At 48.3% G+C, this 24,176-nt stretch carries 18 protein-coding genes and 1 pseudogene; all 19 read left to right on the forward strand.

All coding sequences use genetic code 11. From position 1 onward, the window contains the following. Positions 1 to 230 precede the first annotated feature (230 nt). Positions 231 to 2,474: a flagellar assembly protein A gene (locus tag ACZLMD_RS10565; RefSeq protein ID WP_489495672.1), complete on the forward strand. Its 2,244-nt coding sequence runs from the start codon at positions 231 to 233 to the stop codon at positions 2,472 to 2,474. Positions 2,475 to 2,557: 83 nt separating this feature from the next. Next, positions 2,558 to 3,661, forward strand: a complete 1,104-nt coding sequence (locus ACZLMD_RS10570) for an HD domain-containing phosphohydrolase (protein ID WP_118561253.1) — start codon at positions 2,558 to 2,560, stop codon at positions 3,659 to 3,661. 4 nt (positions 3,662 to 3,665) lie between these two features. Continuing rightward, positions 3,666 to 4,016, forward strand: coding sequence for an Hpt domain-containing protein (locus ACZLMD_RS10575; RefSeq protein ID WP_022305005.1), 351 nt, complete (start codon positions 3,666 to 3,668; stop codon positions 4,014 to 4,016). A 70-nt stretch (positions 4,017 to 4,086) separates the two neighbouring features. After that, positions 4,087 to 6,915, forward strand: coding sequence for an NYN domain-containing protein (locus tag ACZLMD_RS10580; RefSeq protein ID WP_489495673.1), 2,829 nt, complete (start codon positions 4,087 to 4,089; stop codon positions 6,913 to 6,915). A 44-nt stretch (positions 6,916 to 6,959) separates the two neighbouring features. Continuing rightward, complete coding sequence (locus tag ACZLMD_RS10585; RefSeq protein ID WP_482521986.1) at positions 6,960 to 7,895, forward strand: AAA family ATPase; 936 nt, start codon at positions 6,960 to 6,962, stop codon at positions 7,893 to 7,895. Between the two features lie 12 nt (positions 7,896 to 7,907). Further along, positions 7,908 to 8,960: a DUF58 domain-containing protein gene (locus ACZLMD_RS10590; RefSeq protein WP_489495674.1), complete on the forward strand. Its 1,053-nt coding sequence runs from the start codon at positions 7,908 to 7,910 to the stop codon at positions 8,958 to 8,960. Further along, positions 8,953 to 11,310, forward strand: coding sequence for a transglutaminase domain-containing protein (locus ACZLMD_RS10595; protein WP_489495675.1), 2,358 nt, complete (start codon positions 8,953 to 8,955; stop codon positions 11,308 to 11,310). Before ACZLMD_RS10590 ends, ACZLMD_RS10595 begins: the two co-directional genes overlap by 8 nt. A gap of 8 nt (positions 11,311 to 11,318) precedes the next feature. Beyond that, positions 11,319 to 11,741 carry a DUF1292 domain-containing protein gene (locus ACZLMD_RS10600; protein WP_118561239.1) on the forward strand — a complete coding sequence of 141 codons (423 nt, stop codon included), beginning with the start codon at positions 11,319 to 11,321 and terminating at the stop codon, positions 11,739 to 11,741. 117 nt (positions 11,742 to 11,858) lie between these two features. Then, complete coding sequence (locus ACZLMD_RS10605; RefSeq protein ID WP_489495676.1) at positions 11,859 to 12,527, forward strand: response regulator; 669 nt, start codon at positions 11,859 to 11,861, stop codon at positions 12,525 to 12,527. 82 nt (positions 12,528 to 12,609) lie between these two features. Next, on the forward strand, positions 12,610 to 14,349 hold the full coding sequence (locus ACZLMD_RS10610) for a proline--tRNA ligase (RefSeq protein ID WP_118561235.1): 1,740 nt from the start codon (positions 12,610 to 12,612) through the stop codon (positions 14,347 to 14,349). A 99-nt stretch (positions 14,350 to 14,448) separates the two neighbouring features. Continuing rightward, on the forward strand, positions 14,449 to 15,612 hold the full coding sequence (locus ACZLMD_RS10615) for a cation diffusion facilitator family transporter (RefSeq protein ID WP_118561233.1): 1,164 nt from the start codon (positions 14,449 to 14,451) through the stop codon (positions 15,610 to 15,612). Positions 15,613 to 15,731: 119 nt separating this feature from the next. Continuing rightward, positions 15,732 to 16,997 carry a 3-isopropylmalate dehydratase large subunit gene (gene leuC / locus ACZLMD_RS10620; protein WP_022304996.1) on the forward strand — a complete coding sequence of 422 codons (1,266 nt, stop codon included), beginning with the start codon at positions 15,732 to 15,734 and terminating at the stop codon, positions 16,995 to 16,997. A gap of 22 nt (positions 16,998 to 17,019) precedes the next feature. Further along, positions 17,020 to 17,514 (forward strand): 3-isopropylmalate dehydratase small subunit, encoded by a 495-nt coding sequence (gene leuD, locus ACZLMD_RS10625; protein ID WP_022304995.1) that lies wholly within the window; start codon positions 17,020 to 17,022, stop codon positions 17,512 to 17,514. 21 nt (positions 17,515 to 17,535) lie between these two features. After that, positions 17,536 to 18,255 (forward strand): IspD/TarI family cytidylyltransferase, encoded by a 720-nt coding sequence (locus ACZLMD_RS10630; protein WP_022304994.1) that lies wholly within the window; start codon positions 17,536 to 17,538, stop codon positions 18,253 to 18,255. Positions 18,256 to 18,298: 43 nt separating this feature from the next. Beyond that, positions 18,299 to 19,324: a ribitol-5-phosphate dehydrogenase gene (locus tag ACZLMD_RS10635; RefSeq protein WP_022304993.1), complete on the forward strand. Its 1,026-nt coding sequence runs from the start codon at positions 18,299 to 18,301 to the stop codon at positions 19,322 to 19,324. Positions 19,325 to 19,402: 78 nt separating this feature from the next. After that, complete coding sequence (leuB, locus tag ACZLMD_RS10640) at positions 19,403 to 20,488, forward strand: 3-isopropylmalate dehydrogenase (protein ID WP_118561231.1); 1,086 nt, start codon at positions 19,403 to 19,405, stop codon at positions 20,486 to 20,488. Positions 20,489 to 20,562: 74 nt separating this feature from the next. After that, entirely contained in the window at positions 20,563 to 22,230 is a 1,668-nt protein-coding gene (gene ilvD, locus ACZLMD_RS10645; RefSeq protein WP_118561229.1) for a dihydroxy-acid dehydratase, read from the forward strand. A 34-nt stretch (positions 22,231 to 22,264) separates the two neighbouring features. Next, positions 22,265 to 23,947, forward strand: a complete 1,683-nt coding sequence (gene ilvB / locus ACZLMD_RS10650) for a biosynthetic-type acetolactate synthase large subunit (RefSeq protein ID WP_022304990.1) — start codon at positions 22,265 to 22,267, stop codon at positions 23,945 to 23,947. 85 nt (positions 23,948 to 24,032) lie between these two features. Further along, positions 24,033 to 24,176 (forward strand): annotated as a pseudogene (locus ACZLMD_RS10655) (3-phosphoserine/phosphohydroxythreonine aminotransferase); the annotation flags it as partial.

Consider the following 24,176-nt stretch of genomic DNA (forward strand, 5'->3'; position numbering starts at 1 on the left):
GGCAGGCAAAATATGATTTCTAAATAACCGGACATAAGAAATATTATGGGCAAATTTCCATCCTTGGTATGGGAAGTCTTAATATATAATATGAGAAAATTATATAAAATTGATAGGAAATAGGCAAATTTTATTGACATATAAACGAATAAAATATAAGCTTAACGGAAGAAAACATTGTGATAATGTCTAAGCACTTAAGAGGACAGAAACGAAAGGTACGAGACAATATGGCGAAAAATCAGAACGCGTATTACAAAGAGATCATGGAAAGTATCGCAAAATACAGAAAGCAGGGCTTTGGCATTGACCAGCTGGAGGAGATCAGACAGGGACTGGAGCATGAGGTCAAGGCATCTGTCTATGCGGATAAAGATTACGTCGCTGTACAGATGCGTCAGATACGTTTTGGATTAGAGGAAGGACTGGATGTCACATTATATAACGATAAACGGTATGACTGGTTTCAAATGGAGGAGATACGTCTTGGCCTGAAGGACGGGGTGGATGCATCGATCTATGCGAAACCTCAATTTTCGTATGAGGTTATGCGTGAGCTTAGAAAGGCTCTGGAGGACCGGATACATCTTGAGAAATATGCCGGTGTCGGTGCTGAGATGTTACGCGAGCTTCATCTGGCAATTCTGGATCATCAGAATATCATTCCTTATATCAAGGCAGGGTATGTACCGGAGCAGTTAAGTGAGATCAGGCGAGCCATGAAAGAGGGCTGTAAGATCGATCCGTATCTGAATACGGCGTACCGTGGAGCGGCGATCCGTGAGATTGTGGAAGGCATGGAAGAGGGACTGGATGTTAAGAAATATGCTGATGTGGAGTATTCCTGGCAGCAGATGCGTGAGATCCGCCTCGGTCTTGAAAAACGTCTTGATGTAACCGTATATTCCAAGAAACTGTACTCCTGGCAGCAGATGCGCGAGATCCGGATCGGACTGGAGGAGAATCTGGATATTTCCGTCTATAAGAGCATGGTTCATTCTGCCACAGATATGCGCAAGATCCGTGTGAAGATGGAAGAGCAGCAGAAGCGGTATGCATCACTTAAAATGTCTGGGAACGGACCGGAGATATCCGACGACCTGGGAGAATTCTGCAAAACACTGCCGAAGAATGCCGTCCGTTTCTTTGTGGATCCGGACAAGCTCAAGGCATATGTCTATGTGGGGGAGACTGCGGAGAGGCTGACAAAGGAGCGGCTGATCGGAGGTCTTTCCGAACATAAGATCGTCAAGGGACTGGATAAGGGTGTCATCAATCAGTTACTTGGCGGAAAGCTGCGCGGTGAGATGGTCGTTGTGGCGAGAGGAAAGCTGCCGGTCCGTGGTGAGGACGGATACTACGAGAGCTTTATTTCTGACAGGGAGCATAACGGTGTGATCGTCAATAAGGATGGGACTGTAGATTATACAAAGGCAGCATTATTTGTAAAGGTTACGGCAGGGCAGAAGCTGTTATTCTATCATGAAGCGAAACCGGGCAAGGACGGCTATACGGTCGAGGGGGCAAAGCTTCGGGCTGCTTCCGGCAGGGAGAAGGTGCGTATTAAGGGGAGAGGCTTTAAGCTTCTGGAGGATAATAAGACCTATTTGGCGGAGGAGAATGGCTGTGCAATACTGGAGGATTCCGTTTTGAAGGTGATGCCGCTTCTGGAGCTTGGAGATACCGCCAATCTGATGGGAGAGGTTTCCTATGACGGTGCGGTACATATTACGGGAGATGCCGGTGGCAATCTGCATGTGATCGCTTCCGGAGATATCATGGTAGATGGCTTCATTGAGAATGCGGTGCTTGAGAGTGCCGGAGATATCCTTGTCAGGAAGGGAGCCAATGGAAATGGTGTTGCGAAGCTTGTCGCCGGCAAGACGGTCATGGGACGTTTCTTTGAAAATACAGCCATTCAGGCGGAGACGATCATTGCGAATTACTTCTTCCGATGTAATCTGTATGCCGAGAAGGTGGTACGGGTCAGCGGCATGGGTGGAAGCATTGCCGGAGGCTCTGTTTATGCAGGCTTTAGTATTGAGGCAGGCACGGTTGGCAACCGTAATGGTATCCGGACGGATATTCAGCTTGGCTACGACAAGGACAGACCCGGCATTGACTATTCCGGACAGCTTGGCGAGATTGAGAGCCAGCTTACCATCTTAAATAATGCTCTGGATGAATATAAGGAAAAGTATCCGCCGGAGGAGCGTAATATGATGCCGATCTTCTTGAAGATCGAGAATGCCGTTTACACCAAACAACAGGAAAAAAGCGATGTGGAGAAGCTGATCGCACAGCAGCTTGAGGAAAGGAAAAAGGCGAAGCAGGCATATATCAAAGTATACAATATGCTGTATGAAGGAACGAATGTTACGATCAACAACGTTGTATATAGCGCAGATACCAAGAAATGTGTTATGATCAAGAATGTAGCCGGCAGAATCGTTGTACAGAATCTGCAGGGCTGATGAAGTGGATTACGAAGGATGTGACCATAAGATCCATCTGCTGTAATAGAGAAAAGTAAGCAGAATAAAGAAATGAGGTACTAATGGGAGAAAAAATATTAATTGTCGATGACATTGAACTGAACCGCGAGATTCTTGCCGTAGCTCTGGGAGATACTTACCCTGTGCTTGAGGCAGGCAATGGCAATCAGGCAATTGAAATCTTGAGGGAGCATTCAGAAGATATCGCAGCGATCCTTCTGGATCTGATCATGCCGGAGAAGGACGGCTATGCTGTTTTACAATTCATGAAGGAATCTGAGCTGTTAGAGAGTATACCGGTGTTAGTTATCAGTGCAGAGTCAAAGACAGAGGTTGAGAGAGAATGTCTGGAGCTTGGCGTTTCCGAATTTATCCGGAAGCCGTTCGACAGTGTGACAGTGCGCAGCCGTGTCAAGAATATCGTGGATCTGTTTAAGTACAAAAACAGGCTGGAAGAAAAGGTGCGGATACAGACAGATAACCTGAAGCGGCAGAACAAGCTTTTGGAGCAGCAGACGATCAAGATCAAGGAGAATAACGAAAATATTATTGATGTACTTGGTACTGTTGTAGAGTACCGTAATCTGGAGAGTGGTGAGCACATCAAGCGTGTGAAGGGCTTTACGAGGATCCTCGCAGAGTGTGCTGCCCAGAAGTATCCGGAGTACAGTCTGACCCCGGAGAAGATCGATATTATCGTAGCGGCAAGTGCACTGCATGATATCGGTAAGATCACGATCAGGGACAGTGTACTTTTGAAGCCGGGCAGGCTTGATAAGGACGAGTTTGAATATATGAAATCCCACACGGTGAAGGGCTGTGACATTCTGGAGCAGATCGACGGCGCATGGGACGATGAATATGCGAAGGTGAGCCGTGCAATCTGCCGTTATCACCATGAGAGATACGATGGAAAGGGATACCCGGACGGACTGATCGGAGAGAAAATTCCTCTGGAGGCACAGCTTGTGTCGGTAGCGGATGTATACGATGCGCTGGTCAGTGAGAGAATTTATAAGGATGCCATTGAGAAGGAGAAGGCATATCATATGATCCTGATGGGAGAATGTGGTGTATTTTCCCCAAAACTGATGGAGTGTTTCAGGGAATCCAAAGAAGAGTTTGAAGCGTTAGCAAGAAAATATGAAATGATACATGAGGAGTAATGTGATGACAGTAAAGGAATGTTATGAGAAGATGGGAGCCAATTACGAAAATGTACTGAGCCGTCTGGGCGGAAGCGAGGCTCTTGTGAAGAGGCTTGTGTTAAAGTTTTTAGATGATGCCAGCTATCAGAAGCTGGAGGAGCAGCTTTTGAATAAGAATGTTGAGGAGGCCTTCCGTGCGGCGCATACCCTGAAGGGGGTCTGCTTAAACCTCGGCTTTGACAATCTGTTTACCGTATGCTCCGATCTGACGGAGAAGCTTCGTGCCAAGGAGTTGGACGGAGCTGACGAGCTGTTTGCAAAGGTAAAGGAGCAGTACGAGATTACAGTAGCTGCAGTGAAGAATCTGGATTAGGCTTGCGGATCTGTCGCAGTATTTTGCGGAAGGGATTTCACGGCAAACTATTTTATTCCCTGATGCGGACATGCAGGAGGGGTTCTGTCCCATTTTGGGGAGAGTGAGAATATATAGATTGAAGCAGAGGGATGATAGAGTGAAAACAGACAAGAAGCGATTGTGTGTGGGAATACTGGCACATGTTGATGCCGGGAAAACAACATTATCAGAGGCATTGTTATATACCTGTGGTGTGATCCGCAGTCTGGGAAGAGTGGACAACCAGGATGCTTTTCTGGATACCTATGCGATGGAGAAAGAACGCGGGATCACTATTTTTTCCAAACAGGCAGTGCTTCAGACCGATGAACTGGAGATATCACTTCTTGACACGCCGGGACATGTGGATTTTTCGGCGGAGATGGAGCGGACTCTTCAGGTGCTTGATTATGCAATTCTCGTGGTGAGTGGCATGGATGGCGTGCAGGGGCATACGAGAACACTGTGGCAGCTTCTGGATCGTTACCGGGTGCCGACTTTTTTATTTGTCAACAAAATGGATCAGCCGGGGACGGATGCACAGACGTTGTTAGCGGAGCTGAAGGAAACGTTGTCGGATGGCTGTACTGATTTTGGGACAGAGGATAAGAACGATCTCTATGAGAATGCGGCACTTTGTGCGGAAGATCTTCTGGATACCTTTCTGGAGACCGGAGAGGTTGCAGAGGAAGAGATTGCCGGGTTGATCAGGGAAAGAAAGCTGTTCCCGTGTTATTTTGGATCGGCACTGAAAATGGATGGGGTAGACCGGTTACTTTCCGGTATTACCACATATACGAAGAGTCCCAAATATGGGACAGACTTTGGAGCGAGAGTTTTTAAGATTCTTCGGGATATTCAGGGAAACCGTCTGACCTATCTGAAGGTGACCGGTGGAGATTTGTCCGTAAAGGATCTGGTAGATTATATGCCGCAGGAGAAGGAAAGCGTGCGTCTGTCAGAGAAGGTGAATCAGATCCGGATCTATTCCGGCGAGAAGTTTGAGGCAGTGGACTGTGCGCCGGCAGGCTGTGTCTGTGCGGTTACAGGTCTTACCGCCACATATCCGGGACAGGGACTTGGTGTGCAGGAGGATGCGGTGGAGCCGCTTTTAGAACCGGTGCTTACTTACCGGATGGAGCTTCCGGACGAGGTGCATCCGGCAGCCTTTCTGCCAAAGCTTCGTATGCTTTCGGAGGAGGATCCGATGCTGCATATCGTCTGGTCAGAGGAGCTTCAGGAGATACAGGTCCAGGTTATGGGAAAGGTACAGCTTGAGATCCTGCAGACGCTCATTAAGGATCGTTTTGATGTGCTTGTTACCTTTGGCGCCGGAAGGATTGTGTATAAGGAGACGATCGCAGACCGTGTGGAGGGTGTCGGACATTTCGAGCCGCTGCGCCATTATGCAGAGGTGCATCTGATCTTAGAGCCGGGAGAACCGGGAAGCGGGGTGCAGTGTCTGCTCGGCTGTAGCGAGGAGCAGCTTGACCGGAACTGGCAGAGACTGATCCTGACCCATTTGGAGGAACGAACGCACAGAGGTGTGCTGACAGGGTCGGCACTGACGGATGTAAAGATTACAGTGGCAGGCGGCCGCGCCCATCAGAAGCATACAGAGGGCGGTGATTTCCGACAGGCAACGTACCGTGCCGTGCGTCAGGGGCTGATGCAGGCGCAGTCGGTGCTGTTAGAGCCATATTATGATTTTGTGCTGGAGGTTCCGGCAGAGAATGTCGGACGTGCGATGACGGATATGAGCCAGAAGGAGGCAGAGGTTTCGTCTCCGCAGCTGCATGGAGATACGGCAGTGTTAAAGGGGAGAGGACCGGTTTCTACACTTTGGGATTATGCCGGAGAGCTTGCAGCATATACAAAGGGAGAAGGTCATCTTTCCTGTGTGACCGGCGGCTATGGACCGTGTCACAATGCACAGGAGGTGATCGAGCAGAACGGTTATGACCCGGAGGAGGATATGGCCAATCCGACCGGCTCTGTTTTTTGCAGTCATGGCTCCGGTTTTTATGTGGAATGGGACAAAGTGCCGGAATATATGCATGTGGAAAGTGTGCTGGATCCGGGTTCGGCTGCGGAGTATGAGCAGTATGCATGGACAGAATATCAGATCAGGCGGGAGCGTAAGGAAAGTGAAGGGGAGCAGTGGATCGGCGTGGATGAGGTCGATGCGATTCTTGACAGAACCTTTAATGCCAATAAGAAAGAGGGGTTTACACCGCATAAGGGAATCTCACACAGGACAAGGCGTAATGTCGGACAGCCAAGTGTCCGTGAATATGGACAGAGTGCAAAGAAGCCTGCCGTGAAAAAAGAAAAATATCTTCTGGTAGACGGTTATAATGTGATATTTGCCTGGGAAGAATTAAATGAACTTGCAAAGGTAAATATTGACGGGGCAAGAGGACGTCTGATGGATATTCTCTGTGATTATCAGGGAATCAGAAAATGCAATCTGATCGTTGTGTTTGATGCGTACCGGGTGCAGGGGCATCCGACCGAGATCCTCGATTATCACAATATACATGTGGTTTATACGAAGGAGGCGGAGACTGCCGATCAGTTTATTGAGAAGTTTGCTCATGAAAATGGGGCGAAATATGATGTAACGGTGGCAACCTCCGATGGACTGGAGCAGATCATCATACGCGGACAGGGCTGTGGTCTGATCTCGGCAAGAGAGTTTGAAAAGGAAGTGGCGTCTGTGCAGGCGCATGTCCGGACAAGGCTTGAGGAACAAAGAAGTGGTGGTAATACATTGCTTGACAGTCTGTCACAGGAGGAGCGGGATGCGATTGAGGTATTTCGCGAGAAGGAAGAGAATAAGCAGAATTACGCGAAAGTGTTCTTAGAGAAGGAATAGAATGGGATGCCGTGGATGTGAAGGAAAACGGTTAGAAAGGGAAGATGTATATGGAGCAGGAGAAGCTTGAGAGAGTACAACAGGAAGTCAATCAGGTGATTCAGGGAAAATCAGATGTTGTACGAAAGGTGTTTGCGGCGATGCTTGCCGGAGGTCATATTCTGATGGAGGATATTCCGGGAGTTGGAAAGACGACACTTGCAACGACCTTTGCAAAGACGCTTGATCTGCGTTATCACAGAGTGCAGTTTACGCCGGATGTTCTGCCAAGTGATATTCTTGGTTTTTCGATGTATCAGAATAAGACCGGTGAGTTCGAGTTTCATCCGGGTTCGATTTTCTGTAATCTGTTTCTGGCAGATGAGATCAACCGTACCTCTCCGAAAACGCAGTCAGCCCTGCTTGAAGTTATGGAGGAGAGACAGGCGAGCGTGGAGGGAAAGACATGGGCACTGCCGGATCCGTTTTTCGTGATCGCAACGCAGAATCCGAGCGGCTCCTCGGGAACACAGTTTCTGCCGGAGTCCCAGCTGGATCGTTTTATGATCTGTCTTTCTATGGGATATCCGTCTCATCAGGACGCCGTGTCGATCTTAAAAGGCGAGGTATGGAAGCAGGCGCAGGAACGCAGACGGGTGCTTACGGCAGAGGAATTAAAGCAGCTCCAGAAAGAAACAGAGCAGATCTATGTTCATGATGCTGTGTATGATTATATTGTTTCTTTAGTGGAGGAAACGAGAAAACCGGGACTTTTTGCGGAGGGTGCCAGTCCGAGAGCGTCAATCGCACTGCTTCGCATGGCGAGAGCGATGGCACGTCTTGAGGGAAGGGATTTTGTGACGGCGCAGGATGTACAGAGCGTGTTAAAAGAGGTGCTGGGTCACCGTGTGAAGCTTGGGACAAGAGCAAGAGCGGAGGGGATGGATACGGCGGAATGCATCCGCGAGCTGATCCTGAATGTGAAAAGCCCGCGCAGTTAGGAGGCGGTTTGTATGGAAGAGAAAAGAAGGATTCGTCTGCGGTGGCGGAGACTGGTGTGCTATCTTTTGATCCTTCTTGCAGCCGCCAGCTGTTATATCGTGCTTCGAAGTTATCTTCTTCTGATGGTTGTGCTGCTTCTCGTTGGAGTGCTTGCCGTGTCTGTTTATGGCGCATGCAGGCTCGCCGAAAGCATACAGGTGGTACTTCGTTTTTCGGAAAGACAGGTTATACAGGGGGAAACACTGGAACTTAAGGCGGAGCTTACGGGAAGGCGATGGATATCATTAGAATGTCTGCTTTCGCTTACTGCTGAGAATATTTTTCTGGAAAGCAGCAGCCCGTTTGAAATCTCTCTGCCGGTCCGGGCAGATCGTATGGAAACCTGCAGTATTCCGTTAAGGGTCAAGCGTTTGGGATACTTCCGCGTAAAGGCAGAACGCATCCGGGTGCGCGATCTGCTGGGAATTTTGGAGATCGCAGTGCCGGCTCTGGCAGACTGTGAGACCTCCGTGATCCCTAGGATCACAGTTGCGAAGGCGCAGATGACGCCGGGACTTTTGGCGGGGATGTCAGAGAATGAGGAAAGTCACAGAAAGGGAAGTGATTTCTCGGAGGTGAATGATATCCGTGCTTATATTCCGGGGGATAAGCTGCGGGATATTCACTGGAAGCTTTCGGCAAAGCAGGCTGAGCTTATGGTCAAGGAGCGTGTCAGCATGACAGGCGCGCAGATGATGATCCTTTTGAAGCTTTCCGGGAACAAGCAGGAAGCGGAAGAGCTGATACAGAAGTTTGCCGATATGGCAGGGATGTTTCTGTTCCGCAAAACACCCATATGTCTGCTGATCTGGAATGCCGGTTCATACACCTTTGAGGAGTATGGCTGTGACAATATGGAGGAATTAAAGCGGGCATTTGCGGCAATTTTGCGTGTTCCCCTTTCTGCAAGGGCTGAGGAACAGCAGCTGCAGTATCTGAAAAACTGCTATCCGTTTTTAGGGACATATCTTTGTATGGAATACATGGATGGTCAGGTACAGGTGGTGATGCGGGATAATGTTTAGAAGAAAAAAGAACAGGGATGAAATAACGAACATAGAACTGACCGAGGGAATGATGATCTGTCCGGAATATCAGGGCAGTGAGAACCGGATGAAAACGCTTCTTTTGAAGGGCGTTCTGGTCTATCTGCTTGTGATGGGGGTGATGGGCTCGTATCTGTCAGCACTTGATATCCGTTTTTCGTGGGTGGCTCTGCATGTGGTGATCTTTCTTTGTACCATGTACTGTGCCGCTCTTTATTACAGTAAACTATGGCAGGATTTCGGTTATCTGTTGCTGCTGGGGGCGATGGCAGCAGGGGGTTGTTTTCTCGGAAAATATATCAACAGTGGATTTTATTCGGTGGCAAATGATCTTTCGGAGGCAGCTTCGGAGTTCTTTGACAGTAATGCGATGCGCTCTTACGGAGAACAGGTCGGAAACCGTTATTTTGCAGTGACGGTCTCCATGAGCTACATCGGTTGTGTCTGCTGCGTGATCGCCAATATTCTGGTGTCGCGGAAGATGCGCTGTGGAATTGTTCTTCTTGCGGCGGCGGGAACGCTTGCTATGCCGCTTTATCTGGAGAAGGAACCCTCTTTTTTATACACGGTCATGCTGCTTGCGGGCACAGTTTTGTGCTTTATGATCCGAAGCGGCGGTCATTACCGGCTGACGTTTGATAACCATGCTTATACATGGAAAGAAAAGAAGCGAAGGATGGACTATGTCTATTCGTCTGCCGGGCTGGCGCAGTTAATCTGTGCTGTTTTGACCGGAAGTGTGTTGCTGCTTGGTGTGGCAAATCTTTTGTATCCGCGCACGCTGCATCAGCAGATCCGTGGAACGAGCCAGATGAAAAAGGATTCCCTGGAAATCGTTGAAAACGTATCGATGCTTGGAATCGCCGGTCTGTTTAATTTCTACCCGAATACCGGCGGACTGACGAGTGGAACACTCGGCGGTGTCAGTGCGATCCGTTATGATTATGAGACGGATCTTAAAATACGTTTTGCACCGTATACCCAGAACCGTATTTATTTTAAGAGCTTTACCGGAAATGAGTATCTGCCGTTTCGGAACCGCTGGCAGAGGCAGACGGATGAAACGGGACAGGCTGTGGCGGAGCGCGTGGATATCACTACAGACCGCATGAAGAATAATTATCGGAAAGGTAAGAAGAATACAGGAAAAGGAAAGATCGCTGTGAAAAATGTGGCAGCAGCAACGGGAGTGTATCTGCCGTATTATTCGGAGAATATCAGTCAGGAGGTTTATCCGGGGGCGGAGCTTATCTACACATTTTATCCGTCTCTTTTCGGACAGAAGCTTAAAGGGTTATCTGATGAGAGAAAGCAGGCACTTGCAGACTGGCGGGATGTGCCGGAGGAGGATATGAAGGCAGTTTCTTCACTGTGTCAGGCAGCAGGACTGTCGGGATCGCTTAGTGTCCGGGAAAACGTACAGAGGCTTGCACAGTATTATCAGGAAAATATCCCGTACTCTTACCGCCCCGGGGCAACGCCGTATCAGGAGGATTTTGTGAATTATTTCCTTACGAAAAACAGGCGCGGCTATTGTGCACACTTTGCAAGTGCGGCAACACTGGCATTTCGTTATATCGGAATTCCGGCGCGTTATGTGGAGGGCTACGCGGTGGATCCGCAGGATGTATCGGAGGAAGGTACGATCGAGTACGATGAGAAATACGAGGCTTATTATGAAGGAACATCCGAGGTTGGAAAGACTGCCGTTGTGTCCGTAAATGTGACTGATGCCAACGCACATGCGTGGGTGGAGGTCTATGATGAGTCGCTCGGCTGGCAGGTGGCAGATGTAACACCGGTGTCCGGCGAAAAGGAAGAGGATAATGGTTTATGGAAGAGAATTTTAAATTTCCTGGGAGCCGGCGGAAATTCGCAGGATGATACCGGAGGCAAGGCATCCGGTAATGACACTTCACCGATCGTGCAGCAAATGAAGAGGACAAGCATATACATTTCCGTGGTTGTGGCGGCAGTGCTTGTCACAGCATTTCCGGTGATGATCTGTGGAAAGCATGTGGTGTGGTTGTGGCACTTCTGGCGCAGTGACCGGAATGACAGGCTGATCCTTGTTTATCAGAGGAGGTTGAAGCATATTGCCGTAAGGCATCCTTCCTTAACAGAAAATAAAAATTATAAAGATCAGTTAAATTGGCTTGTCAGGCATGGATATTGGCAGGCGGATGTGGTAAGATTGGAAAAGGCTGTTTCTATTTTGGAAAAAGCCGGCTTTTCAAAGCAGACCGTGAGCAGTCAGGAGTATAAGCTGATCCGGTCAGGTTTTTGCAGAAATAATAAAAGTGCCGGGGCAGATGCCGGCAGGAAGTGAGGTTGATAATGAATCAGGAAAATACAGAATTATTCTTTGGTGATGAGCAGGATGTTATCCTTACACTTGAGGTGGAGGATGGCACTGAGATCAAGGTGACTCCGCTTGCAAGCTTTGAGATTGAGGAGCTTGGAACAGAGTATGTCATTGCAGCTGAATTGGAGGACGATGAGGAGACGATGACCGGTGAGGTTCAGATTCTGAAGTATGAGGAGGATGAGAACGGAGAAGCAGCCATGTCATCCATCGAGGACGAGGAGGAGCTGGAGCTTGCTGCAGATGCATGCCGCCAGATCATAAAGAGCGGCGCAATTGAAGGCTTTGAGATCGAAGTCGATGAGGATGATGAGGATTCTGAGGAGTACAATGAGGATTATCTGAGTGACATTAAAAACATGATCCCGGGCATTTCCATTGAACAGGAAGAGTAGTAAGGATGCCGCCTGCGTCATATTTTGACAATCAAATCGAAATGTACTATAATTTCACATAGTTTTTTACAAAAGAAAGCAGGATGACAGGTTCTGTTGGGTGAGGAAGGGTATACGATGGAGAAAAAGAGACTGCTGTTGGTGGATGATGATCAGGTGGCGCGCGAATTGATCGAGGAGTTTATGCAGTACGACTGTGACTGCATTTCCACACAGAATGGAGTGGAGGGATTTTCCTATCTTGAGAGAAACCCGGGACAGATCGATTTGATCGTGACGGATCTGGTCATGTTGGTGATGGATGGCTTTGAACTGATCCGGCGTGCACAGGAGCATCCTCTCAATAAGAATATCCCGATTTTAGTCATCGCCTCATCGGATCGTCAGGAGGATATCAGGAAGGCGTTTATGCTTGGTGCGGACGATGTTATCTTGAAACCGCTAGAGGCGGACATCGTGAAGAAACGTGTGAATAACATGTTTGATATCGCCGATTCCAGAGGCATTCACAATGTGATGGAGGATCTTGTAAGGATCGAGATTGAAGAGAACATCGAAAGCCTCGGAATCTGTCCGTGTCCCCTGTGCAGACGTGATCTGATGACGCTTGCGCTGAATAATGTGCCACCGAAGTATGTCAATACCGAGAAGGGGGCGATCATGTCGAAGGTGGGAAGCATGAGCAGCACAGAGCGTATCAAGCTTCTGGCGGAGATTGCCCGCTATGCGGAGATGGTTCGGGATTATCCGCGGCATGCTCCGGTGCAGAGTGACATTGCGCAGTAGAGTGGTTATGTGATGTAGATAAGGGGATGGATCCCTTACAATAAAATACGGCACTGACAAGTGTCTTTTAATGGAGGCAGAAATGAAAGTATCTAAGTTGGTAGGTTCACGGTTTAAAGAAAGACCGGCGGATTGTGTGATCGACAGCCATGCACTGATGGTGCGCGGCGGTTATATGAAGTATGTGGGAAATGGTATTTTTTCAGAGTTTCCGACACTGAGAAGGATTACCGCAAAGATTGAGAATATCATCCGGAGCGAGATGGATGCGATTGACGGACAGGAGGTTTTATTCCCGGTTGTTCTTCCTGCTGATCTGTGGGAGGAGTCCGGAAGATATGAGAGCGTAGGAAGTGAGCTTCTTCGTTTTACGGACCGCAATAATGCAAAGCATGTCCTTGGTATGACACATGAGGAGGCAGCTGTTCATCTGGTTCGCGAATATGCGCAGACTTATACAAAGTATCCGTTTATGATCTATCAGTTCCAGAGAAAGTTTCGTGATGAGGCAAGACCTCGTGCCGGAATGATTCGCGTACGTGAGTTTACTATGAAGGATGCTTATTCATTCCATACATCACAGGAGGATCTGGAGCGTTATTATGATATCGCTTATAAGGCATATAACCGCATCTTCCAGAAAGCCGGTATCCCTGAGGTTGTTACTGTGGCATCCGATTCCGGCATGATGGGAGGAAGTCTTTCTCATGAGTATATGCTTCTGACACCGGTTGGAGAGGATTCCATCGTACTTTGTACCGAGTGTGATTACCGTGCAAATATGGAGGCTGCCAAGACGATCGTTGAGAATAAGCCGGGTCAGGCAGAGGAGCTTGAATGCATCGAGACACCGGACTGCAAGACGATCGAGGATGTATGTGCATTCTTAAAGAGTGATGTGGAGACATCCTGCAAGGCAGTTGTATATCAGAAGAACTCTGACGATACCTATGTGGTTGCATTTGTCAGAGGAGATTATGAGATCAACGAGACAAAGCTTCGTAACCTTGTCGGTGAGGAGATCCATGCGGCAGATATCACAGACGACTGTGGACTGGTTGCCGGTTATATCGGACCATATCAGATCACAGACAAGGCAGAGGTATATATCGATGTGTCCTTAAAGGGTATTGAGTCCATGATTGCCGGTGCCAATAAGGAGGGCTATCATTATAAAGGTTTAAACCTTGCGCGTGAGCTTGGAGAGGTAACATACCATGATATTTCCAAGATACGTGAGGGTGGTATCTGTCCTTGCTGCGGAAAGTCTTCGATCACGATCAAGCGTGGTATTGAGGTTGGTAATATTTTCCAGCTTGGTACAAAGTATACTAAGTCTATGAATATGCAGTATACAGACGAGAATGGTGAACTTCAGTATCCGATCATGGGCTGCTATGGTATCGGTGTCGGTCGTCTGGCAGCATCCATTTGTGAGGCAAAGCATGACGATTACGGTCCGATCTGGCCGATCTCTATTGCTCCATGGGAAGTGGAGGTATGTTGTCTTCGTGTGGATGATGAGGAGACGAAGAAGGTTTCTGATGAAATGTATCAGAAGTTGACAGACGCAGGCGTGGATGTGATCTACGATGACCGTGATGTACGTCCGGGCGCAATGTTCTCCGATGCCGATCTGATCGGTGCACCGATCCGTGTTGTTGTCAGCCCGAGAAACTTAAAGGAGTCCTGCATTGAGCTTGCAACAAGAGATAAGTCTTACAAGGAGATGGTTCCGGTTGAGGAGGCATTCGATGCAGTGCTTCGTCTGAAACAGAAGCTGTTTGATGACATTAATGCAAAGGTAGAAGCATACGAATAAAAAAGCTGTCATCGGAAGGCGAATAGAACGATAAGGATAGTTGTTTTGCTGTGCGAAGGCGCGGTGGAACAACTATTCGCATTTTATTGGGGGTTAGATATGATTAACTTGATCGCAAAGCACTGGATCGTCAACTACAAAGAATATCAGGACAGGGTCGTACGGCAGAAGTATGGTATTTTGTGCGGCATTGTCGGGATCTGTCTGAACATCTGTCTGTTTGCGTGGAAGCTCTTAGCAGGATGGCTGAGTCAGTCGATCGCAATTACGGCTGATGCGTTTAACAACTTGTCGGATGCGGGCTCGTCCCTGATCCTTTTGTTTGGGTTCCGGCTTGCGGGGCAGAAGCCGGATTCGGAGCATCCCTTCGGGCACGGCAGACTGGAATATGTGGCAGGACTGATCGTTTCTATGATCATTATACTGATGGCGGTGGAGCTGATGCGTACCTCGGCCGGCAAGATTCTGCATCCGGAGGAGGTCTCATGGCATGTATGGACACTTGTGGTGCTGATCGTTTCAATTCTTGTGAAAATGTATATGTTTCTTTATAACCGCACCATTGGCAATAAGATCGCAAGTGCCGCGATGAGAGCAACGGCATTGGACAGCATCAGCGATGCAGTGGCAACCTTCGTGGTACTGCTATCCACCATTATTTCTCATTTTACAGGTCTTCAGATCGATGGCTGCTGTGGTCTTTTGGTTGGGCTGTTTATTCTCTATGCGGGGATCAGTGCGGCAAAGGATACGATCAATCCGCTTTTGGGACAACCGGCAGAGGAGTGCTTTGTGGAGAAGGTGCATGAGATTGTTCTTTCACACAAGGAGATCCTTGGAATGCATGATCTGGTGGTACATAATTACGGACCGGGGCGTATCATGCTTTCCCTGCATGCGGAGGTGCCGGTGGACGGAAGTCTTGCCGAGCTGCATGAGGTGGTCGATGAGGTGGAGCATCAGCTTTCGGATCAGCTGGGCTGTTCTGCTGTGATCCATATGGATCCGATCTGGGCGAGTGATGAGGAGTCTCTGACCATGAAAAAGGAGATGGAGGAAGATTTAAAGCTGATGGATCCGGGACTTTCGCTGCATGATTTCAGAATGGTGCGGTGTACCGGACATATAAGACTGTTTTTTGATATTCAGGAGCCGTACTCCTGCCGGATTGACGAGAAGGAGTTGATTGAGCGGCTTCAGAGGCATGTGAAGGAGAATCATCCGGGCGTGGAGCTTGTGATCTGTGTGGACCGTACTGCATAGAAAATTTCATTTCGGGAAAAAAACTTCAAAGATTTACAGAAATCAGCTTTTGTGATATGATTAAAAAAGTTTTGTCAGGTTTGACCTGGTTGTATTAAGAGAATGGAGGCAATTAAATTATGGGAATGACAATGACGCAGAAGATTTTAGCGGCACATGCAGGATTGGAGTCTGTTCAGGCGGGACAGCTTATCATGGCAGATCTTGATCTCGTTCTTGCTAACGATATTACCGGTCCGGTAGCGATTCACGAGGTTGAAAAGCTCAACAAGAAGACAGTATTTGATAAAGATAAAATTGCCCTTGTTCCGGATCACTTTACACCAAATAAAGATATCAAGTCTGCGGAGCACTGCAAGTGTGTCCGTGAATATGCCAAGGCGCATGATATTACGAATTATTTTGAGGTAGGACAGATGGGTATCGAGCATGCGCTTGTTCCGGAGAAAGGACTGATCGTAGCGGGAGATGTCTGCATCGGTGCAGATTCCCACACATGTACATACGGGGCACTGGGTGCATTCTCTACAGGTGTAGGAAGTACAGATATGGGCTGTGGTATGATCACCGGACAGGCATGGTTCAAGGTTCCTTCTGCAATCAGAATCGAGCTGACCGGTAAGCTTTCCAAGTGGGTCAGCGGTAAGGACGTGATCCTTCACATCATCGGTATGATCGGTGTGGATGGTGCACTGTATCGTTCTATGGAGTTTGCGGGAGACGGTGTTGCAAGCCTTTCCATGGATGACCGTTTCTCTATTGCCAATATGGCGATCGAGGCAGGTGCCAAGAATGGTATTTTCCCGGTAGATGAGCAGACTATCGCTTATATGAAGGAGCATTCTACAAAGGAATATAAAGTATTTGAGGCAGATGAGGATGCCGAGTACGATGAGGTGATCAAGATCGACTTAAGCACCTTAAAGCCAACGGTTGCATTTCCGCATCTTCCGGAGAATACCAAGACGGTTGATGAGGCAGGAGACGTTACGATTGATCAGGTTGTCATCGGTTCCTGTACAAACGGACGTATTTCAGATCTGAGAGAGGCTGCAAGCGTATTAAAGGGCCGCAAGGTGGCAGACGGTATCCGTGCGATCGTGATACCGGCAACACAGAGCATTTATATGCAGGCAATCGAGGAAGGTCTTGTACAGACATTTATCGAGGCTGGAGCAGTGGTAAGTACACCGACATGCGGACCTTGTCTCGGCGGTCACATGGGCTGTCTGGCAAAGGGCGAGCGCGCTGTTTCCACGACGAACCGTAACTTTGTGGGACGTATGGGACATGTAGAGTCTGAGGTATACCTTGCAAGCCCGGCAGTTGCTGCGGCAAGTGCAGTTACCGGTAAAATTTCCCAGCCATCTGATCTGGGTCTGTAGAATAGAGAATGGAGGATTAACTATGAAAGCATGTGGTACAGTTCATAAATATGGAGATAATGTAGATACAGACGTAATCATTCCTGCACGTTATCTGAATTCATCAGATCCGGCAGAGTTAGCCAAAAGCTGTATGGAGGATATCGATCCGGACTTCGTTAACAGAGTAAAGAAGGGGGATATCATGGTAGCCAACAAGAACTTTGGATGCGGTTCATCCAGAGAACATGCACCGATCGCGATCAAGGCTTCCGGGATCAGCTGCGTTATTGCAGAGACATTTGCGCGTATCTTTTACAGAAATGCCATTAACATCGGACTTCCGATCATCGAGTGTCCGGAGGCGGCGAAGGAGATCGAGGCAGGAGATACGGTTGAGATCGATTTTGACAGCGGTGTGATCGTGGACAAGACAAAAGGAACACAGTATCAGGGTCAGGCATTCCCTCCGTTCATGCAGAAGATCATCAAGGCAGAGGGATTAGTGAATTATATCAACAGCAATTATACAGAGTAATCTGGGATAAGGAGAGTAAACATGGTATTTGGAGTGATTCTTGCCGGCGGTGTCGGCAGCCGCATGGGAAATGTTGAGAAGCCGAAGCAGTTTTTGAAGATTGGAGGAAAGCCGATCCTCATTCACACGGTAGAAAAGTTTTTGATGCATGATTCGTTTCAGGAGCTGATTGTTCTGACTCCGATGGAGTGGATCGAGCATACCAAGAACCTTCTGAAAAAGTATCTCGGAGAAGCAGGAGCAGCTGTCAAGGTGTTACGGGGAGGTTCTACACGTAATGAGACGATCATGAATTCCATTGCTTATATTGAGGAAAACTATGGACTGGATGATGATACACTGATCGTAACACACGATTCGGTTCGTCCGTTCCTGACATATCGTATCATCGAGGAGAATATCAAGTATGGTCTTCAGTACGGTGCCTGTGATACGGTAATCCCGGCAACTGATACGATTGTACACAGCGAGGACGGAAAGGTGATCACCTCTGTTCCGGATCGTTCCAAGATGTATCAGGGACAGACTCCACAGACTTTTGGCGCCAAGAAGCTCAAGGAGTTATATCTGTCACTGACCGAGGAGGAGAAGGAGATCCTTACCGACGCGTCCAAGATCTTTGTGATCAAGGGAGAACAGGTTTATCTTGTCGAGGGAGAGGTATATAATACCAAGATCACATATCCATATGATCTGAGAGTTGCAGAATCATTGCTGAATGATCCGAAGAACGGAAAGTAAATGAACAGGAAATAGTTTGTGCCGAAGGGCAGAAAGGATTTTTATGTTAAATACGATATATCGTTTAGTGGCACCCCGTAGATTTGAGATTGCATTTCAGGATATCAGTCTGCAGGGAGATGAAGTAATCGTCAGACCGACACATTTGTCGATCTGTCATGCAGATCAGCGCTATTATCAGGGCGCAAGACCGGCAGAGGTACTCGCTAAGAAGCTTCCGATGGCTTTAATCCATGAAGGAATCGGAGATGTTGTATACGACCCGCAGGGGATCTTTAAGCCGGGGGACAGCGTGATCATGATCCCCAACACACCGGTAGAGAAGGATGACGTGATCGCAGAGAATTATCTGCGTTCCAGCAAGTTCCGTGCCAGTGGCTTCGATGGCTTTATGCAGGAGCATGTCGTTCTGACACACGACAGGGTTGTGGCACTCGATCCGTCGATCGACAAGGTGATCGCCGCATTTACAGAGCTGGTATCCGTCAGCATGCATGCGGTACTCCGTTTTGATCGTTTCGCACATAAGCGCCGTAACATAGTCGGTATCTGGGGCGATGGTAACCTTGGCTATATCACATCTGTGTTATTTAAGGCAACCTTTCCGGATACAAAGCTTTATATTTTCGGCGTAAGTGAGGAGAAGATGTCCTCCTTTACATTTGCGGATGCAACCTTCAATGTCAATGACATTCCGAAGGACATGCTCGTAGACCATGCCTTTGAGTGCGTGGGTGGAGCAGCTTCCCAGAGTGCGATCAATCAGATGATCGATTATATCCAGCCGGAGGGAACCATGTCCATTCTCGGTGTATCCGAGTATCCAGTGCCGATCAACACACGTATGATCCTGGAAAAGGGACTGCGCATGTTTGGAAGCAGCCGAAGCGGCAGAGAGGACTTTGAGAGAACGGTTGCGCTTTATAAGAGCAATCCGGAGATCATCAATTATCTGAGCAATATTGTCGGAGCACAGATTCCGATCCGTGATATCAAGGATATGAACCGCGCCTTTGAGTTAGATAACCAGAAGAACATGGGTAAGACCATTATGATCTGGGATAAATAAAGTTGACACTAAAAGAGTTTATGGGTACTATATAAATTAGTGCATTTTGAAACAGACAGAAAGGAAGCGAATAAATATATGAAGTACAGGATTGCATCAATCCCCGGCGACGGTATTGGTCCGGAGATCGTGAGAGAGGCGAGAAAGGTACTGGCAAAGGTAGGAGAGGTCTATGGACACACTTTTGAGTACGAAGATTTATTGATGGGAGGATGCTCGATCGATGTGTACGGAGAGTCACTCACCGATGAGACACTTGAGAAGGCGAAAGCCTGTGATTCCGTTCTGCTCGGAGCAGTCGGCGGCAATGTCGGTCAGTCCAACTGGTATCAGATCGAGCCATCCAAGAGACCGGAGGCCGGTCTTTTGAAGATCCGCAAGGGCCTGGAGCTTTATGCAAATATCCGTCCGGCGATTCTTTTTGATGAATTGTCCGGAGCATGTCCACTGAAGGAGGAGCTGACAGAGGGAGGCTTTGATTTCGTGGTTATGCGTGAGCTGACGGGTGGTCTGTACTTCGGTGACCGCAAGACGGTCGAGGAGAACGGCGTTAAGAAAGCCATTGATACACTTACATATGACGAGAACGAGATCCGCCGTATTGCAAAGTGGGGCTTTGATGTTGCCATGAAGAGAAACAAAAAGGTCTGCAGCGTCGATAAGGCAAACGTTCTGGATTCTTCCAGACTCTGGAGAAGCGTGGTGGCTGAGGTTGCCAGGGACTATCCGGAGGTAGAGCTGACCAACATGCTCGTAGATAACTGCGCAATGCAGTTAGTCAGAGATCCGAAGCAGTTTGATGTCATCCTGACAGAGAATATGTTCGGAGATATTCTGTCTGACGAGGCAAGTATGGTGACCGGATCGATCGGTATGCTTTCCTCTGCAAGTCTTGGCGCAACAAAGCTTGGTCTGTATGAGCCGAGCCACGGATCAGCACCGGATATTGCAGGACAGGATATCGCCAATCCGATCGCAACGATTCTTTCCGCAGCAATGATGCTTCGTTATTCCTTTGATCTGGAGAAGGAAGCAGACGCTGTTGAGGATGCAGTGAAGAAGGTTCTGGCAGAGGGCTATCGTACCGTGGACATCATGGACGAGGGCAAGACCCGGGTTGGAACAACGAAGATGGGTGATCTGATCGCAGAACGTATCGGATAGATCATAGAATATAAGTAACAATTTGTACGGTTACGAATTGGGATATGTATATATGAAAGGCATGGTGACAAGAGATGAGAAGTGATGCAGTAAAAAAGGGAATGGCAACAGCGCCACAGCGTTCGTTGTTTAATGCACTCGGAATTACAAAGGAAGAGCTGGAGAAGCCGTTGGTTGGTATCGTAAGCTCTTACAATGAGATCGTTCCGGGTCATATGAATATTGATAAGATCGTAGATGCAGTAAAGATGGGTGTTGCAATGGCAGGCGGTACTCCGATCGTCTTTCCGGCGATCGCAGTCTGCGACGGAATTGCAATGGGACATACAGGTATGAAGTATTCCCTTGTGACAAGAGATCTGATCTGTGATTCGACAGAGTGTATGGCTCTGGCACATCAGTTTGACGCTCTTGTTATGGTGCCAAACTGTGATAAGAACGTGCCGGGTCTTTTGATGGCGGCAGCACGTCTGAATATTCCGACCGTATTTGTCAGCGGTGGTCCGATGTTAGCCGGTCATGTCAATGGGCAGAGAACAAGTCTTTCCTCTATGTTTGAGGCAGTTGGTTCTTATGCGGCTGGTACGATGACAGAGGAGCAGGTAGATGACTATGTATGCCATGCATGTCCGACTTGCGGATCCTGCTCCGGTATGTACACAGCCAACAGTATGAACTGTCTGACAGAGGCGATTGGTATGGGTCTTCAGGGCAACGGCACGATCCCTGCTGTATATTCTGACCGTATCAAGCTTGCAAAACACGCCGGTATGAAGGTTATGGAGCTTTACGAGAAAAACATCTGTCCGCGTGACATTCTGACGCCGGAGGCATTTGAAAATGCTCTGACCGTTGATATGGCACTCGGCTGCTCTACCAACACCATGCTTCATCTTCCTGCAATCGCACATGAGGCAGGCGTTGAGTTAAATCTGGATATGGCAAATGCGATCAGCGCAAAGACACCAAATCTGTGTCACCTTGCACCAGCTGGTCATACATATATGGAACAGCTTAACGAAGCCGGCGGCATCTATGCCGTTATGAACGAATTAAACAAAAAGGGACTTCTGCATACAGATCTGATCACAGCAACCGGTAAGACGGTAGGCGAGAACATTGCCGGCTGTGAGAACAGAGATCCGGAAGTTATCCGTCCAATCGATAATCCATACAGTGAGACCGGTGGAATCGCCGTTCTCCGCGGTAATATCGCACCGGACAGCGGTGTTGTAAAGCGTTCCGCAGTTGTACCGGAAATGCTGGTACATGAGGGACCTGCCCGCGTATTTGAATGTGAGGAGGATGCGATCGCAGCCATCCGCGGTGGCAAGATCGTTGAGGGTGATGTTGTTGTGATCCGTTATGAGGGACCAAAGGGTGGTCCTGGTATGAGAGAGATGTTAAATCCTACTTCTGCAATTGCAGGAATGGGTCTGGGCTCAAGCGTAGCCCTGATTACAGACGGACGTTTCTCGGGAGCTTCCAGAGGAGCATCCATCGGACATATTTCTCCGGAGGCTGCAGTAGGCGGTCCGATCGCATTGATCGAGGAGGGTGATATCATTGCGATCGATATCCCTGCCAACACGATCAACGTAAAAGTATCGGATGAAGAACTGGCAGCACGCCGTGAGAAGTGGGCACCGAGAGAGCCGAAGGTTAAGACAGGTTACCTTGCAAGATATGCATCTATGGTTACATCCGCAGACAAGGGTGCAATTTTAAAGTCCGGTCTGTAAGAGGAAGAATGAGAGAGAACAAAGGAGGATTACAATGCAGTTGACAGGTTCTCAGATTGTAATTGAATGTCTGAAGGAACAGGGAGTTGATACCGTATTTGGTTATCCGGGAGGAGCCATTTTAAATATATATGACGAGCTTTATCGTCATCAGGATGAGATCCGCCACATACTGACGTCCCATGAGCAGGGAGCAAGTCATGCGGCAGACGGTTATGCACGTTCGACAGGACGTGTGGGTGTATGTATGGCAACCAGCGGACCGGGAGCGACCAACCTCGTTACCGGAATTGCCACGGCACATATGGATTCGGTTCCATTGGTTGCAATTACATGTAATGTTGGTGTTCCGCTTCTTGGAAAAGATTCCTTCCAGGAGGTAGATATTGCCGGTGTGACAATGCCGATCACCAAGTACAGCTTTCTTGTAAAGGATGTAAAGGATCTGGCAGGAGCACTCCGCCGTGCATTTAAGATTGCCCAGACAGGTCGTCCTGGTCCGGTTCTTATCGACATTGCAAAGGATGTCACCGCCAATAAGACAGAGTTTAAGCCTGAGGTGCCTAAGATTATTCCGCGCTCAACAGAGCAGGTGGAGGCAGCATCCGTTGAGAAGGCATTGAAGCTGATGCGCAAGGCAAAACGCCCGATGATCTTTGTGGGCGGCGGTGCCGTGATCTCAGGAGCTGAGAAGGAGCTTTTGGAGTTTGCAAAGAAGTTAGATGCACCGGTTGCCGACAGCCTGATGGGTAAGGGGGCTTATCCGGGAACCGATGATAATTATGTCGGAATGCTCGGAATGCACGGAACAAAGACAGCAGACTTAAGCATTGGTGAGGCCGATGTGCTCGTTGTGCTGGGGTCCAGATTTTCCGACCGTGTCACCGGTGTGACAAAGAATTTCGCCAAGAAGGCAAAGATCATTCAGGTGGATGTGGATCCGGCAGAGATCAACAAGAACGTGATCGTTGATGTCAGTGTGATCGGAGATGTGAAGTCCGTTCTGGATATCTTTAATTCCCGTTTGGAGCAGCTTTCTCATCCGGAGTGGATGGAGAAGGTGATGGAGCGTAAGAGAACGCTTCCGCTTACCTACAACAAGGATCGTCTGACGGGACCATATATCATTGAGAAGCTGTATGAGCTGACCAATGGAGAGGCAATTATTTCTACAGAAGTAGGACAGCATCAGATGTGGGCAGCACAGTATTACAAATATACAAAACCGAGAACCCTGATCACATCCGGTGGTCTTGGAACCATGGGATACGGTCTTGGCGCTGCGATCGGAGCAAAGGTTGGTAATCCGGACAAGACGGTAGTCAATATTGCAGGAGACGGATGCTTCCGTATGAACATGAATGAGATCGCAACAGCGACAAGAAGTGATATTCCGATTATCGAGCTGATCTTTAACAACTCCGTGCTTGGAATGGTACGCCAGTGGCAGACCTTATTCTACGGAGAGCGTTATTCTCATACGATATTAAAGGATAAGGTTGACTATGTGAAGGTTGCCGAGGCAATGGGAGCAAAGGCATACCGCATCACGAAGAAGGAAGAGGTTGAGCCGGTGCTTAAGGAAGCTATTGCGGCCGGGGAGCCGGTAGTGATCGACTGCATCATCGAGAGCGATGACAAGGTATTCCCAATGGTTGCTCCGGGTAAGAATCTGGAGGACGTATTCGATGAAGAGGATCTAAATGCAGAGTCATAGTATTCTGTATTCTATAGATGGGCGGCTGCTTTTTGAGAGTCGTCAGTAAACATTAATTTTTATCTACATAAGGAGGCATAAAAAAATGGGCAGAGTTTATAATTTTTCAGCTGGTCCGGCCGTATTACCGGAGGAAGTACTCAAAGAAGCTGCTGATGAGATGTTGGATTATCAGGGATCCGGCATGTCGGTAATGGGTTTGATCAAAGCTTTTGAAAAAGCTACCGGC

The sequence above is a fragment of the Jutongia sp. genome (assembly GCF_057878315.1).